The organism is Moraxella equi (assembly GCF_002027555.1).
Taxonomy (GTDB): Bacteria; Pseudomonadota; Gammaproteobacteria; order Pseudomonadales; family Moraxellaceae; genus Moraxella; species Moraxella equi.
Genome location: NZ_MXAP01000020.1, coordinates 19,672 through 34,937, shown reverse-complemented (window position 1 = coordinate 34,937; position 15,266 = coordinate 19,672). Strand labels below are relative to the sequence as shown.

Annotated in this window: 12 protein-coding genes; 4 read left to right on the top strand and 8 right to left on the bottom strand. The window is 44.0% G+C overall.

What is annotated here, in order from left to right; all coding sequences use genetic code 11:
* Positions 1–95: 95 nt before the first annotated feature.
* Positions 96–2,210, top strand: a complete 2,115-nt coding sequence (recD, locus tag B5J93_RS02130) for an exodeoxyribonuclease V subunit alpha (RefSeq protein WP_079324214.1) — start codon at positions 96–98, stop codon at positions 2,208–2,210.
* A 149-nt stretch (positions 2,211–2,359) separates the two neighbouring features.
* On the opposite strand, the gene B5J93_RS02125 is transcribed toward recD, so the two are convergent.
* Entirely contained in the window at positions 2,360–4,132 is a 1,773-nt protein-coding gene (locus B5J93_RS02125) for an acyl-CoA dehydrogenase C-terminal domain-containing protein (RefSeq protein WP_079324213.1), read from the bottom strand.
* 865 nt (positions 4,133–4,997) lie between these two features.
* Here B5J93_RS02125 and B5J93_RS02120 point away from each other — a divergent pair.
* Positions 4,998–6,296, top strand: coding sequence for a transglycosylase SLT domain-containing protein (locus tag B5J93_RS02120; protein ID WP_079324212.1), 1,299 nt, complete (start codon positions 4,998–5,000; stop codon positions 6,294–6,296).
* Between the two features lie 71 nt (positions 6,297–6,367).
* On the opposite strand, the gene B5J93_RS02115 is transcribed toward B5J93_RS02120, so the two are convergent.
* The 4 genes from B5J93_RS02115 to B5J93_RS02100 form a co-directional block, all read right to left on the bottom strand.
* Positions 6,368–6,922 (bottom strand): GDYXXLXY domain-containing protein, encoded by a 555-nt coding sequence (locus B5J93_RS02115; protein ID WP_079324211.1) that lies wholly within the window; start codon positions 6,920–6,922, stop codon positions 6,368–6,370.
* A 42-nt stretch (positions 6,923–6,964) separates the two neighbouring features.
* Positions 6,965–8,764, bottom strand: coding sequence for a DUF2157 domain-containing protein (locus B5J93_RS02110; protein WP_143823473.1), 1,800 nt, complete (start codon positions 8,762–8,764; stop codon positions 6,965–6,967).
* A gap of 114 nt (positions 8,765–8,878) precedes the next feature.
* The gene (locus B5J93_RS02105; RefSeq protein WP_079324209.1) at positions 8,879–10,717 is read right to left on the bottom strand and encodes a phosphoenolpyruvate carboxykinase (GTP); all 1,839 of its coding nucleotides are present in this window, start codon (positions 10,715–10,717) and stop codon (positions 8,879–8,881) included.
* Positions 10,718–10,895: 178 nt separating this feature from the next.
* Positions 10,896–12,224 carry an SLC13 family permease gene (locus B5J93_RS02100; RefSeq protein WP_079324208.1) on the bottom strand — a complete coding sequence of 443 codons (1,329 nt, stop codon included), beginning with the start codon at positions 12,222–12,224 and terminating at the stop codon, positions 10,896–10,898.
* Between the two features lie 262 nt (positions 12,225–12,486).
* On the opposite strand from B5J93_RS02100, the gene xseB reads away from it, so the two are divergent.
* A complete protein-coding gene (gene xseB / locus B5J93_RS02095) occupies positions 12,487–12,717 on the top strand; it encodes an exodeoxyribonuclease VII small subunit (protein WP_079324207.1) in 231 nt (76 codons plus the stop codon).
* A 53-nt stretch (positions 12,718–12,770) separates the two neighbouring features.
* On the top strand, positions 12,771–13,445 hold the full coding sequence (locus B5J93_RS02090; RefSeq protein ID WP_079324206.1) for a TerD family protein: 675 nt from the start codon (positions 12,771–12,773) through the stop codon (positions 13,443–13,445).
* Positions 13,446–13,543: 98 nt separating this feature from the next.
* On the opposite strand, the gene B5J93_RS02085 is transcribed toward B5J93_RS02090, so the two are convergent.
* From B5J93_RS02085 to B5J93_RS02075, 3 genes are read right to left on the bottom strand one after another with little or no spacing between them, the layout of a single operon-like run.
* Complete coding sequence (locus B5J93_RS02085; RefSeq protein WP_158080662.1) at positions 13,544–13,924, bottom strand: murein hydrolase activator EnvC family protein; 381 nt, start codon at positions 13,922–13,924, stop codon at positions 13,544–13,546.
* On the bottom strand, positions 13,914–14,369 hold the full coding sequence (locus B5J93_RS02080) for a LysM peptidoglycan-binding domain-containing protein (RefSeq protein WP_079324204.1): 456 nt from the start codon (positions 14,367–14,369) through the stop codon (positions 13,914–13,916). Before B5J93_RS02080 ends, B5J93_RS02085 begins: the two co-directional genes overlap by 11 nt.
* Positions 14,362–15,228, bottom strand: coding sequence for a symmetrical bis(5'-nucleosyl)-tetraphosphatase (locus tag B5J93_RS02075; RefSeq protein ID WP_079324203.1), 867 nt, complete (start codon positions 15,226–15,228; stop codon positions 14,362–14,364). Before B5J93_RS02075 ends, B5J93_RS02080 begins: the two co-directional genes overlap by 8 nt.
* Positions 15,229–15,266: the final 38 nt, after the last annotated feature.

The window sequence follows — 15,266 nt, the reverse complement described above, 5'->3', positions numbered from 1 at the left end:
TTTAAGTTTTTGAATGGTTTAATCAGACAATTTGACTAAAACCGATTAAAAACGTTATTTATTTTAAAATAAACCGCTAATATAAAAGAAAATCCATGAATACTCCTTATCAAAACAACATCGCCCAATATCTCATCAGACGCATGCAGGATAATGCTAACTGGTATCATGAGACAGGATGTATTGATGACTTTGTATTTAATACGGCTGATGAGACGATATTTTGTTTGATTCATTTTGTCATCAGTCAGTTATTGCATGACGGGCATACGGTATTATTATTAAATAGGCATGATGATATTCATAATACCCAAAATACCGCCCATGATAAATTAAGCCCGTGGCAGTTGTCAGTATTACATCCTATCATCTCGCTCATTAGCGATAAAGTGGGCGATGAGTTGGATTTTAATGCTATTTTTGGGCGTATTGATGAATTGTCAAATGATAAAACGGCTTTGGCTCATTATGTTCACCACACCCAACATGACCTAAAAGAGCGGTATTATCAGCACAGTATTATCACCAAAAGCCACAGCCATCAGTCAGATGAGCAGGTGGTGACACAGCTTGGCGAGCTGATGATTTGTGCGTTGCGTTTTTATTATGTGACGAGTATCACGCTGGGTCGGGATTTTGATGAGTTTATCAAGCGATTATACGCCAACCCTTTCTTTGCTCATGGCGATGATGAAAAGCCAGATAGGGCGGTGGTGTTTTATCATGATGATGATACGCTGTATCTGTGGCTCGGTCGCAGTTATCAAGCGGAGCGTGAGCTGTTGTCCGCCATTCATGAGATTCGCCACAGTCCCATCCACGCCCTAGATTTGCCCATCAATCCATCGCTAAACCCTGAGCAACAGCAAGCCATCAGGCAGGTGGCGAGCGAGCCGTTTAGTATCATCACGGGTGGACCGGGAACGGGCAAGACTTTTACGGTCGCACAGATTGTACTGGCGTTGCACCATGCCCTGTCAGATGTGGGCGGAGAGCTGAGTCTGGCACTGGTCGCCCCCACGGGCAAGGCATCACAGCGGATGGCGGAGTCGCTTCAAAACGCACTCTCGGGCAGTCAGACCAACATCACTTTGCCTGAGCCGATGACCATTCATCGCCTGCTTGGCATTGGCATGAGTGGTACGCCCCGCTACCATGTGTCAAACCCACTGCCGTATGAGCTGATTGTTGTGGATGAAGCGTCCATGCTGGGTACGGAGCTGGCTCGCCATCTGCTCTGTGCCGTCAAGCGTGGGACTAGGATTATCCTGCTCGGCGACGCTCATCAGCTCTCGGCGGTGGACGCAGGGGCGGTGCTGGCGGATTTGTGTCGCATACCGAGCTTGATGACGGCACGCACGCATTTGGTTGTATCCAACCGTTTTTCTAGGGATTCGGGCATTGGGCGTTTGGCACAGCTTATCAATCAACCAGAAAACATCGCCTTTGACAAGCTCATCGCACTCATTCATCAAGAAAACCATCTGTCATGGACGGACATCGCCTTTTTAACAGCACAGCGGTCATTGTTGCGACAGCAGTTTTATAAAAACATCGCTGATGAATATATGGCACCTGATGGATTTTTTGCCTTAACCAAAACATTAAAAAAACAGTTTGCCACATATGGTGATGATGAAAAACAAACACAGCTACAAGCATTAAATGAGCGGTTTAATCAATATCGTATTTTGACTGCATCACATATCGGCAGTTGTGGCGATGAGCTGATTAATGGCTTTATTGAATCATTGCACCGTGATTATTTAAAACTGCCGACGGTAAAATCGCCTTGGTATCATGGTCGCCCTGTGATGATATTAAAAAATCGCTATGATTTGGGATTGTTTAATGGCGATATTGGCATTTGTTTGCAAAGTGGCAAACGAAGTCATGAATTGTCGGTGTATTTTGGCGATTCGGTTAAAGGCTTGCCGATTAATATGCTAGACGGAGATATTGCCACAACCGCCTATGCGATGACCGTGCATAAATCACAGGGGTCAGAATTTGAAAAAGTCGCTGTGGTCTTTAATGATGATAACGAGCGTTTATTATCCAAGGAGCTGATTTATACCGCCATTACCCGTGCCAAAACCAAAGTGGCAATATACAGCACCGAGCAGGCATTATTAAAAGCGGTTAATACCCCAACAATCCGACAGACAGGATTATTGGTGCATGATGATATAAAAGGTGGGGTGGATTGAAAATTGGGTTTTAATTAGCGATCATTCATAAAGTGAGTAGAGGTAGTCATTTATGCTCTTGTAAGACTTGGTGGTTTTGAAAAATAATGACAAAATAAAAATCGGGACATTCGCCCGATTTTTATATGGTACAAATTTATCGCATAAATTTACCCGAAAAACCCTTCATCAAATGCCATGATGCTATCCGCCCCATTTTTTGCCATGACCGCATGGGCGTGCAGGCGTGGCAGGATACGAGCGGTAAAATAGTCAGCGAGACGGACTTTATCAGCATAAAAATCCCCATCCTTATCCGCACACGCCTTGACGGTCAGCACATACATATAGGCATAGCACAGATAGCCCACCGTGTGTAGATAATCCACCGCCGAGCCGTTAATGGCGTTGGGGTCGGCAGTTGCAACCTTGATAAGCTGTGCGGTCAAATCCGCCACCGTATCGCACGCTCTTAGGGTCTCACTTTTTAATAGGCTGTCGGGCAGGGCATTAGCGGACGCTTTGATTTCATCAATAAACGCACTCATCGCCCGTCCGTTGTCCTTGACGACTTTTCGCCCGAGCAGGTCAAGGGCTTGAATGCCGTTCGTACCTTCATAGATTTGGCTGATACGGGTATCACGCACGATTTGCTCCATGCCCCATTCACGGATATAGCCATGCCCGCCAAACACCTGCTGGCAGTCAATGGTGGCACCAAATGCCATGTCGGTCAAAAACGCCTTGGCAATCGGGGTGAGTAGGGCAACCTTGGCGGACGCTGATTTTTTGGTATTGTCATCATCACTAAATTTAGCCGTATCAAGTTCACGAGCGACATACATGGCAAAGGTGCGAGAAGCCACGCTGTTTGCCTTGGCATTTAGGAGCATGCGACGTACGTCCGCATGATGAATGATGGGGTCGGCAGGTTTATTGGTATTTTTGACACCGCCATCGGCTCGCCCTTGTAAGCGGTCATGGGCGTAAGCACAAGCGTTTTGGTAGGCAAGTACGCTCGCCCCAAGCCCTTGTAGCCCCATGGTAACTCGCTCATAGTTCATCATGACAAACATACTTGCCAAGCCTGTATTCTCCGCCCCCACCATATAGCCTGTGGCGTTGTCAAAGTTCATCACGCAAGTGGCGGACGCTTTGATGCCCATTTTATGCTCAATGGAGCCTGCCGATACGCCATTACGCTCGCCCAAACTGCCGTCTGCATTGACCAAAAATTTTGGCACGATAAACAGTGATATGCCTTTTGAGCCTGCTGGGGCATTGGGCGTTTTGGCAAGTGCCAGATGAACAATGTTATCTGTCAGGTCATGCTCGCCTGCGGTAATAAAAATCTTAGTGCCTGTGATGGCATACGAGCCGTCAGCGTTAGGGGCAGCTTTTGTTTTGATAATCCCCAAATCCGTCCCTGCGTGCGGTTCGGTCAAGCACATCGTCCCTGACCACTCGCCACTGTATAGCTTGGGCAAATATAAAGCCTTTTGTTCATCACTGCCGCTTGCCAGTAGGCACAATGTCGCCCCTACGGTAAGGTTGGGGTATAGGGCGAATGATTGGTTGGTGGCAAACAGCATCTCTTCGGTAAGCATACTGACCATTTTTGGCATGCCTTGTCCGCCATACTCAGGGTCGCCCCCAAGCCCTATCCAGCCAGCATCGGCATAGGCTCTAAATGCGTCCTTAAAGCCCTGTGGCGTGGCGACTTGTCCGTTTCCAAGATAGCTTGCCCCTTCTTCATCGCCCAATTGGTTTAGGGGCAGAAGCGTGGACGTGGCGAATTTTGCCATTTCGTCCAAAATCATGTCCACCGTGTCTCTATCCACATGGGATAGGGCAGGCGTGTTTTGCCAAAAGGTTGGAGCATCAAAAATGTCGTTTAACACAAAACGCATTTCATTAAGGGGGGCGGTATAAGATAGGGTCATGGCGATGTCCTTGTGTCCGTTAAACATAGAAAGTGAAAAATTATGATAAAATTTAACCAAAAAATGGTCATTTGGCAAGGGCTGATTTGAACTGATGGGTCATTTATAAATTTGATAAAAACTTGAAAAACATAACAAAAATCAAAAATCATTCTCATTTAATAAATATGAACAATTGTTTTGTAACTTTCAATTAAAATTCTAAAAAGTAAAACATTGATTTTGGTTATTTTTATGGTGTAAATTTGATGTAAACTATTGATATATAATATCTTTTTAAAAATGACTGATAAGTTTACAAAATTATATTGCAATTTTTATTTTATAATAAATTAATTAAAAATTATTTTACAATCATCGCAGGTTTTGTGAATATTTGCTACTTTATAATTTTTATCGTTAAATTTTTACCGCCTGTCGGCAGTTTACAATGTAATGATTGAACATTTTGCTAAATCGCCTATATTAAAGCTAAGTTTTTTCTAACCTTAATTTACTTTTTTGCTTACTCATAACCCATATGTCATTTATATCATTTATTGGCATGGTTGATGGTAAGCCACTGCGAAGAAACTGCCAAATTTTAGTTAAACCGTTTGGTTGTTGCGTGATGATGTTCCCTGTGATGATTGGCTAAACTTGTCATTATGGGTAAATCCAAGCCACAGGCTTGATGGCGATATCATCATGATTTATCTGTCTTATCCATTGATGTCAAGTAACCCTAGGCGTAATGGCTTAGAAGTGCTTGAACACCCATCATGGATGGCACGGATATCTAACACGGCAATCGCACCACATATTATTGCATTGTGTTATTTATGATGTAAATCGTGCGGTGTTTACGGCAAGATAGGAGAATATTATGCAAATCATTCGCACCAATAATCACCGATTTTATTATTCATTTTATGCCAATAACCCAGCAGTATTAGACAATAATAACACCAATCCAAATTTTAAAGCGACAACATTTAAGCCGTTTATCATCCAAAAATCCGCCCTGTGCTTGTCGGAACTTAACGAACAAACCAAACAAGGTCTTTTTGGCAAATTTGCCCAGCGACTAAATACCCCAAACAAACCCGTGGCAACCCTTGCCAAGTGGGTGCTGTGTCTTGGCACGGCGTCACTGCTTTCTTTGCCTGTCAAGGGCTTTTTAACCCCAAGCATGGATTCCACGTCATCATCTGCCATGTCTGCATTGGATGGTGTGAGGCAAAAGGGTGAGATTGTCATCGCCACGACCAAGGGTGACAGCACGGTGTTCAACCATGGCGACATTCAGCATGGTTTTGGTTATGACATTGCCGACCGTTATGCTGATAAACTTGGTGTTAGTCTAAATCTTAAAGTCTATGACACCGAGCAAGAAGCTCTAAACGCCTTTAAAGCAGGCAATGTCGATGGATTGCTTGGTGAGAGTCAGGCGGATATGACAGGCGTGCCATTAGCGTGCAATGATGACATGGTGCAGACACTGTCAGGCTATGGGCTAAATGGCACGACATCGCTCATGTTCCGTGCCACAGATGGTAGTCTTAATGAACACGCCAAGAGCTTCTTGTGTAGCCCTGATGAGCTGTCACTGACAGCGTCGACAGCACGTTTTTATGACCAAACTCTGCTGACCAATGCTTATAGTGACATGCACTTTAAAAAAGCCCTAAAACAGCGTCTGCCATTGTATAAAACAGCGTTTAAAAACGGGGCAAAAGCTCATAATCATGACTGGCAAGTGTTGGCAGTCATCAGTTATCAAGAATCGCACCTTGACCCTAATGCCATCTCACGCACGGGCGTTGAGGGGCTCATGATGCTAACCCAAGACACCGCCAAAGCGATGGGCGTAAAAAATCGCACCGACGCTGTCCAAAGTATCCAAGGCGGTGCCAAATACCTAGAAGTGCTAGAAAAGCTCTATATAGATGTACCAGATTCGGAGCGTTTGTGGTTCGTACTGGCGTCTTATAATATGGGACCTAATGCCGTCAAACGCATTCAAAGCGAGCTAAACGCCAAAGGGCGAGATGGCAACAGTTGGGCGGAAGTTTATGGCTATTTGGCTCGCAATGCCAGTAAGAACGGGCGATATGTGCAGTGCATGCACTATGTGACCAACATTCGCACCTATCTTGAAACCATCAAAACCATGCAAGTATAAGCTATACCTCAATACAAGAACCTGTCATTAGGCAGGTTTTTTGTGTTTAATGATTAAGATTAATATTAAGATTAATGGACTGTTTCGCATCCTAACGATTCCAATTCATCATCCACCAAATCAACCAAAATCGGATTGCCTTTGTCGTCCGTTTTTTGATGGGCGAACGTGGCTTTTTCATAGCAGTTGCCAAGCCCTTCGGCAAATAAAAAACTTGACGATGCTGAATAAAAATTAAAGACATAATTGTTGGGATTATTGATGATAAGCGGACGTAACTGTGATTGCTCGTCTTTATTAAATTCACTTTTGTCAAATCTGCTTTTTATGACCATATTTTTGTCATTAGTTAATACCCAAATTAGCACATGAGTGCGGTCTTGATAATGTTCATAAAAGCGTTCACCGTAGGCATATAAATCATCGGTATTTTTGGTAAAATAAAAATCATAGCCAAGCGTCATATAATCGCCTTGTATCAATGAGCGTGGGTCGGTGGGGGCAAGGCGGATATAAATGTCTTTGCCGTGTTTGATGTGCGTTTCGTGTTTGTAGATAATCGCCCCAAATACCGTTAGGGCAATTAGACAAAAAACAACAGGCAGGTAATTATTGATATGTTTCATGATGGTTTAAGTTAAATGGATTTTTATTAAATTTGGGGTAATTTATTTATCATAAGTAATAGAGTTTCGTTGCAATTTAGGCAAAGTTAATAACCAAGCCAAAAGTAATATTGCCACGCCAGAGATTGCCATGACCATGCTTTTTATCAAAAAAGTGGCGGATAAGTGATAATAGCCATACCATAATAGCCCAATAACGCCAACAATATAAGCATAATTGATGAACTTATCAGGACGGCTAACCCCATAACATACCCCAAGCATGAATATTGCCAAGCCAAATTGCCCAAAACCTATCAAAACCCCTGACAACCCAATCAATAACAAAAGTCCGATATGAGTAAGGTGATGATTAAAAAATTGATAAATCAATATGGCAATAAGAGCAAATTGCAAGCCATAAATTACCAAAGACGTGGTTTGGGCGGTTGTGTCATCATAAAACGTCACGGTATTTGTCAAAAATACCGTGCTAATGACCACACACATCACAAACCCCCAAATGGCACGGTGTGGGATTAAGGATTGTTTTTTGTGGATAAGCAATAAGACAAGTAGCATAAGCCATTCAACGCCCAATACCATATCAGAAATAGACAGATAATGAAGAATTGGCGACTCATTGATAACAAATTCTTGAATATAAGCATAAGTTAAGCCATATACACCGAGCAACTGCATGATAATAACGAGCCAATGCACTCTAACAAAGATGGCGATGATGGCAAATATCAGTTGGGCAATGATAAGGGGAAATAACATTACTATTTTATCATCAAGATGATATAAAAAAGCAATTTGACCGCAAAGCATAAGAGCATAAGCCAAATGACGAATAAATAAATGAGATAATTTGGTGGATTCATTGTTTGTATTGCTATTTAATTTTTTTAGGGCGATAAAAGCAATAATGGCGGTAATTAGCCCAAAAAATAGCGAACCTGTTTCCCAAAAAGTCAAAAAAGACAACGCATAAAATATCCCTGCAATATATGCTCCCATGCCAATCGGAGTGCTATGAAATTTGCCTTTGGGTAAAATGGCATTTAGATAAATACCAATCCCACAAAACCATAAAAAACTTAATGTACCAATGGCAAAAAAAGAAAGGCTGTCTATATCAAAAATTTCAAGCAACGCCCAAGCCAAAAGTGATAAACCAAATAACGATGTCATCAAAGCGGTGCTGATTGATTCTTGGTGTTTTGTGAGTAAATAAATGGCAAATAAAGGCAGGGCTATGATACTTAGTATATAAATAATATGGGTATTATCAATCTGCAAAAAGACACTAAATAAAGACAATACCCCAATCATCATGATAAGTAAATATTTGCCAATGGGATAATAACGATGAGTAAGGTATAAATTACCAAGCAATAGGATATTCATGGCAATTAGATAAAAAGAGCCATCGGTACCGATGTGAGTTTGTTTAAAAAACAAATAGACCGTCAAAGGCGAGATAATCGCCCAAATAAAAAACACGCCATAATTATGCCGATACAGATAGGGTAGGGCAAGCACCGACCAAATGCCAAATAGCCAAAAACTGTCCGCCCCTGTCTGATAGGCTTGCCCGATGACGGCAAGCGACAGCCCAATCATGCCAACCGCCAACGTGTGCAAGGTCTGGCGAGCCGTGTCATGGCGTATCCATACGCTTGCCACGCTTGATAGCACCATGAGACTCATGGGGATAGCCATACGCACGCTGTGGGGCAGGTAGAACCAGTTGGACGCCACAAAATACACAAGGCTTGCCACAAGTACGCCAATGCCAATAAGGTTTAGCTGTTTGATAAAAATGGGGTGTGTGGGGTTGGGGACTAGGGTGGTCATGAGATGGTCATTATAATGATAATTGCTATAATGTATCACAAAATCAAAGCCATTACCAAATAAAAAACGCCCCAAATCGGAGCGTTTTTGTGCTAAAAGATGCCATGCTATTGCTTATGACATGGTTTGTACGCCTTCTAGGATTTTATCGGCGTGGTCGATGAGTGCCTGTGGCATACGCTCACCCAATTTGCCAAACAGCTCTTTATGGCTTTGGATTTCTTTGATCCACTCATCTTTGTTTTGACGAGTAACGGTCTCAAAATCTTCTTTGGTAAAGTCAGAATGAGTCCAATTTAGGTCTTCATAAGTCGGTACAAGCCCAATCGGTGTGGCATGAGCATTGGCATTGCCTTCACAGCGGTTGATGATCCATTCTAGCACACGCATATTTTGCCCAAAACCTGGCCATACAAAGTCGCCATTATCATCACGGCGGAACCAGTTTACCTTAAAGATTTTTGGCAGTTGGGTGCCATGCTCTTTGGTCAATTTTTCTAGCTTTTTGCCCATGTCTAGCCAGTTGGTGAAGTAGTCTGCCATGTTGTAGCCAGCAAATGGGAGCATCGCAAAGGGGTCGCGGCGGACAACGCCCTGCTGACCGACCGCAGCAGCAGTGGTCTCGCTGCCCATGGTGGCGGCTTTGTACACGCCATCAATCCAATCAGGGGATTCGGAGATGAGTGGCACGGTGTCGGCACGGCGACCGCCAAAGATAAAGGCAGAGATTGGCACGCCTTCGCGATTTTCCCAGTTGGGGTCAATCGATGGGCATTGGCTTGCTGATACGGTAAAGCGGGCATTGGGGTGTGAAGCTTTCTCACTACCGTCATGCTTTTTGCCTTTCCAGTTGATGAGATTGTCAGGCACTTCTTTGGTTTTGCCTTCCCACCATACTTCGCCGTCTTCGGTCATGGCAACGTTGGTGTAGATGACATCACGAGACAAGGACGCCATGCAGTTGGAGTTGGTTTTGGTGTTGGTACCAGGGGCAACACCAAAGAAACCTGCTTCGGGGTTGATGGCGTACAGTTTGCCGTCTTTTGATGGCTTAATCCAAGCAATGTCATCGCCCACGGTTTCGACTTTCCAGCCTTCGTAACCTGCTGGTGGGATAAGCATGGCGAAGTTGGTTTTGCCACAGGCGGATGGGAAGGCAGCTGCCACATAGTGCTTTTTGCCTTCGGGGTTCGTTACGCCTAGGATAAGCATGTGCTCGGCAAGCCAGCCTTGCTCACGACCCATGACGGAGGCAATGCGTAGGGCTAGGCATTTTTTGCCAAGTAGGGCGTTGCCACCATAGCCTGAGCCGTATGACCAGATTTCACGAGTTTCTGGGTAGTGAACGATGTATTTGTCGTCATTGCACGGCCATGCCACGTCTTTTTCGCCGTCTGCCAAAGGCTTGCCAACTGAGTGTACACATGGCACAAATTCGCCGTCCGTGCCCAACACCTCATACACCGCACGACCCATGCGAGCCATCTTACGCATGCTTACCACCACATAAGGACTGTCGGTCAATTCGATGCCAATATGAGCGATGTGGCTACCAAGTGGACCCATGCTAAATGGCACAACGTACATGGTGCGACCTGCCATACAGCCGTCAAATTTGTCGTTCAAGATGACACGCATCTCGCTGGGTGCTTTCCAGTTGTTGGTTGCCCCTGCGTCAATCTGTTTTTCGCTACAAATAAAGGTACGGTCTTCGACACGAGCCACATCAGACGGGTCAGAAAAAGCAAGGTAAGAATCAGGGTGTTTTTCTTGGTTTAGCTTGACCATGGTGCCATTGTCAATCATGAGATTGATAAGGCGGTCATATTCTTCTTGTGAGCCGTCGCACCACTCAATACGAGCAGGTTTGGTGAGTTTGGAGATGTCGGCGACCCAGTCAATGATGGCTTGATGGCGGACAAAATCAGGGGTGTTTAGGGCGATTGCGGTCATGGGAATCTCGCTTAAAAATGAATCTGTGATAGAGCTATTTATCAGCAGAATTAAAAAATTGCGGTATTAAACCATATTTTGCCATAAATTGTAAGTTTTATTTTTTTTAAAATGAATTTATTTTTAAAAAAAATGAACATATCATCACGACATGTTCATTTTTTGGGTTAATATGGGATTATCTTAGGAAGAAGAATGCCCATATTGTGACGATGGCGATGGATACCAAGTTTAGGATAAATCCAACGCTCATCATCTCTTTTTGCTTGATATAGCCTGTCCCCATGACGATGGCATTGGGTGGGGTGGCAACAGGCAGCATAAAGGCACAAGAGGCACCGATACCAATAACCATTACCAAAAGCTCTTTGGGCAAACCAAGTTGCACACCAATAGGAGCAAATACAGGCACCAAAAGGGCTGCTGAGGCAGTATTTGAGGTAAATTCGGTCAAGAAAATGATGAAAGCAGCGATGGCTAAAATCACCACAAAGGCAGGAGCCACGCTCAATACACTTGCAATTTGCTCACCCAACAGCTTAGATGCCCCTGATTTTTCCATAACCACAGACAAGGCAATACCACCACCAAAGAGCATGAGTACGCCCCAGTCAGTGTTGTCCGATACCTGTTTCCAGCTTACCAAACCACACACCAACACAGCCACTGCCGCAAACAAAGCAATGACTGTATCAGGCGATTTAAAGCCCACCATCTCACCCAACTGCTTACCAAAAATCCAGCTTACCGCAGTTACAAGGAAAATAACTAAGGTCAAAATACGAGGAAATGTCCAAGGAATATTCTCTTGTTGCATGGTAACTTTTTGGTTAAGATTTGGCTTTAACACAAAATACATCGCACCAAGCAAAGTAGGCATAAATACAAGCATGATAGGTAAGCCATATTTCATCCAACCTGCAAAATCAAGGTCAAGTGCTTTGGCAGCGATGGCGTTTGGTGGTGAACCCACCAGCGTTCCCAAACCACCAATACTGGCAGAATAAGCAATGCCAAGTAATACAAATACAAAGGTATTGCGGTCTTTTTCTTTGTCCACTTGGGTCAAAAGCCCCAATGCCAAAGGCAACATCATGGCGGCGGTGGCGGTATTACTAATCCACATCGATAAACCTGCTGTAACTGCAAAGATAAGCAGTACTGCTGTGCCAAGATGACCCTTTGCTAGACTAACTAAGCCAAAGGCAATTTTTTTGTCAAGTTTTTGTACATGCATGGTTGCTGCCAATGCAAAGCCCCCAAAGAACACAAAAATGATGGGGTCAGCAAAATGTGCCAATGCTTTTTTGGTTTCAAAATCAGGAATACCAATAAGCATGGCAAGTAGTGGCACCAAAATGGCAGTGGCAGTTACATGAATGGCTTCGGTCAGCCACAAGATACCCACAAAAATCAGTAATGCCAAACCTTTATTGACCTCAGTACCAAACGGCATGACATTATACAGCACCAGCGAGACGATGGCAGAGATGGCAAAGATAACCATGCCACGAAGTGCCTCTTTACTTATCACGCCTGATTTGGTTTCATTATCATTAAAATTGGTGCTGGCTAATAAAATTTTGCATATGATAACAGAATTGTAAAGTTTTGAAAATAGGTTATTGATTTTGTAGTTAAAAAATCAAGACAAGGATGAGTATGGGAATAAGATGTGGGAGCGTAATATATGAGTGAATAAATTAAACTTGCTTGCCAATGACGGATTGGGTAAAATGGGTTATTTATCCTAATTGACCGAGTGTATCATGCCAAAAACGACTGCCCCCACCACGTTTAAAGAAGCCTACGACATTTTAAAGCATAATGCCGATACATTAGAGCAAAGCCAAACCTTAGACATTGATAATCTTGTGAGTATGGTTGAGCAGTCTATTGGGGCTTATAAAGTCTGCCAAGAGCGTATCAATGCGGTAGAATTGGCATTAAAAAACGCTTTTGATGATACTACTTTATCAGACAAAACCAATGTTAAGTAGCATCAGTACTTCAAAAGATAACTTACCACTTACCACCTAATTTAAAATTGAACATGACAGATACAAACCATACAGACGTGGGCGATCAGCCTTTAAAAGCATTTTTTGAACCTAAGACACTCACTGAGATAGGCGTGCTTGGACATACCTTGACCGTGGCGGTCAGTTATGAAGCCTGCCAATTTGACAAAACGGGCTTACTTGCCTTTGTCAGAAAATTGCCTGTATTAAAGGGGCTGACCCCGTTTCGCTCGCCAACGCTTACCATGGATATTGATTTATCCTGCGTGGTGCTTGATGGCTCACATCAAGTGCTAGATAAGATTTGGTATGCCAAGGTGCGAGGGCTTGATGAGAGTGTGCGTCATGTTGGGTCATTGGCAGGGGCAAATAATTTTGAAGAAACGCTCATACCCCAAGAGTTGATTCACGTCAAACTTAGCGAGTTGCCCGAGACGGCACAAAAGCTCGTGTTTGTCATGTCAAGTTATCATAAACATCCGCTTTGGCATGCCAAAAAAGGCATTACAAAAATCAGTGATGACGACAGCATCATTCATGCCTATGAGTTGGCAACAATCACCGCAGGCGAGCATGGCGTAGTGGCGTGGGTGATGGAGCGTGATGGTGATGATTTTAGGATATCTGCCCCACAAAAGGGTCTTGGTAGCTCATTTGACCCTGCTAAGCTAAATGATGAGCTGGATAAGCTGGCAGGTGGATTTTAATGGACTTCTTATAAGGCTTCAAATTTAAAGAAAACCGTTATGGACAGACAAATTGTCATGAGCGGTTTTCTTTTGGTGGGGTTTTTAGCTGCATCCAATCATTTTAAAACCGTCACAGGGTCAATGTAGACACCGTTTTTAGCAATACGAAATTCTAGTAAAGTTGCCCCATTTGGTTGTTGTTTCATCTTGGCAATAGGGTCGCCCACACCGATTTGCTGCCCTTTGCGGACACTCACGTCTTTGACATGCAGATAGCTACTGACAAAGCCGTCAGGATGTGAGATGGTAATAATGCCACCTGTGTTGGCATTGTCAGCATGCACTATTGTACCTGAACGTGTGGCACGAATCGGATCATTGTTTTTACCAGTAAACCACATGCCTTCGGTCTTGGTGTTGATGCCATTGATGTTGCTAATTTCACCAAAGTGACGCACAACTTTACTATCTTTGCTGACAGGGTATTCAAATTGCATGACGCCCACACTGCCGACCATGGGGTTTTTTAACGGTAATCACCTTGGTTGTGTTTGTATTGGTATTTGAGTGTACGGGGCTTTGTGTGATACTGGTACTTGTGCCAGCTTGGGCGGGGTTTGATGTTCCCCATAGGGTTAGCCACTGCCCGACACGGATGGTGTGATTACTGTCTAGGCGGTTGATGCGACTAACTTCACGCCAGTTAAGACCATAGCGAGCGGCGATTTTTGAGACGGTATCACCACGTTGGACTTGGTAACGCTGGGGCACGCCTTGTTTGGTATGGTTGCCACCAGCAGGCGTGGTGCGAGTGTTATTATTTGGCTGATAGGTGGGTTTGTTGGCACACGCTGACAGGGTTAACGCCGTTAAAAAGGCTACACACATTCGAGTATGTGACAGTGTCCCCCCTTTTGTAGTGAAAAAAGACAGATTAGCCATGATTGTTACTCCTATCGTCTATGCCATTTACGGTAATAAGGCGTTCATCAATAAGGCGATACGCCACCAGTTTGCCACCCCACACACAGCCTCCATCTAACGCACGAACGTGGTCGGTGGCAACTTTTGCTTCTAGTGCTGCCCAATGCCCGAACAAAATCTTGCGTTTGCGTACCACTTTCCAATCAAACCAAGGACGATAACCCAAAGGCATGGTATCGCCAAGGCTTTCTTTGAATGAAAATTCAAGCGTGCCATGTTTGTCACACAGTCGCATGCGTGTCAGATAGTTGGCAATCAGTCGCAGGCGAGCATGACCTGTTAGCTTATCCGACCAAGGTTCGATGGCTTTGCTGTATAAATTAGGCAACAGCTTATCAAGCTCATCTAAATCACCACCAAAGACTTGTGCCAGTTCGTTAGCATAACCCTTGGCGTCTTTGACCTTCCAATGGGGCGGCATGCCTGCATGGGTCAATACCGTTTTGTCGTTGGGATATACCAAAAATGGCTGATGACGTAGCCAGTTTAACAGCTCATCACAGTCGGGAGCGGTAAAAATCGGTGCGGTGTTGTCTTTGGGCTTGATGGGTAAAACACCCCGCCATGTGGCAATCAGCGTAATATCATGGTTGCCAAGCACGGTGGTCAATGCCCCAATGTCGGACAAACGTTTGACTTGTCTTAGGGTATCTAAGGAATTCTCCCCACGAGCCACGATGTCGCCACACAGCCAGAGTTTGTCTTGGGTTTCATCAAAATCTAGGACAACAAGCAGTCGATTAAAGGCATCAAAACAACCTTGCAAATCCCCAATGACGTATTCATGGCGATAAACTTTGGGTGCTACTACATTCATTATATCAGTTAAATAATAAAAAGTTTGGTTGATTGTAA

Bases quoted from the DNA above. Each gene is read 5' to 3' on its own strand.
- B5J93_RS02115 (WP_079324211.1), bottom strand. From the start codon at position 6,922: ATGAAACATATCAATAATTACCTGCCTGTTGTTTTTTGTCTAATTGCC.
- xseB (WP_079324207.1), top strand. From the start codon at position 12,487: ATGCCAAAAACGACTGCCCCCACCACGTTTAAAGAAGCCTACGACATT.
- B5J93_RS02080 (WP_079324204.1), bottom strand. From the start codon at position 14,369: ATGGCTAATCTGTCTTTTTTCACTACAAAAGGGGGGACACTGTCACAT.
- B5J93_RS02110 (WP_143823473.1), bottom strand. From the start codon at position 8,764: ATGACCACCCTAGTCCCCAACCCCACACACCCCATTTTTATCAAACAG.
- B5J93_RS02075 (WP_079324203.1), bottom strand. From the start codon at position 15,228: ATGAATGTAGTAGCACCCAAAGTTTATCGCCATGAATACGTCATTGGG.
- B5J93_RS02105 (WP_079324209.1), bottom strand. From the start codon at position 10,717: ATGACCGCAATCGCCCTAAACACCCCTGATTTTGTCCGCCATCAAGCC.
- B5J93_RS02085 (WP_158080662.1), bottom strand. From the start codon at position 13,924: ATGCAATTTGAATACCCTGTCAGCAAAGATAGTAAAGTTGTGCGTCAC.
- B5J93_RS02120 (WP_079324212.1), top strand. From the start codon at position 4,998: ATGCAAATCATTCGCACCAATAATCACCGATTTTATTATTCATTTTAT.
- B5J93_RS02090 (WP_079324206.1), top strand. From the start codon at position 12,771: ATGACAGATACAAACCATACAGACGTGGGCGATCAGCCTTTAAAAGCA.
- B5J93_RS02100 (WP_079324208.1), bottom strand. From the start codon at position 12,224: ATGGTTATCTTTGCCATCTCTGCCATCGTCTCGCTGGTGCTGTATAAT.
- recD (WP_079324214.1), top strand. From the start codon at position 96: ATGAATACTCCTTATCAAAACAACATCGCCCAATATCTCATCAGACGC.
- B5J93_RS02125 (WP_079324213.1), bottom strand. From the start codon at position 4,132: ATGACCCTATCTTATACCGCCCCCCTTAATGAAATGCGTTTTGTGTTA.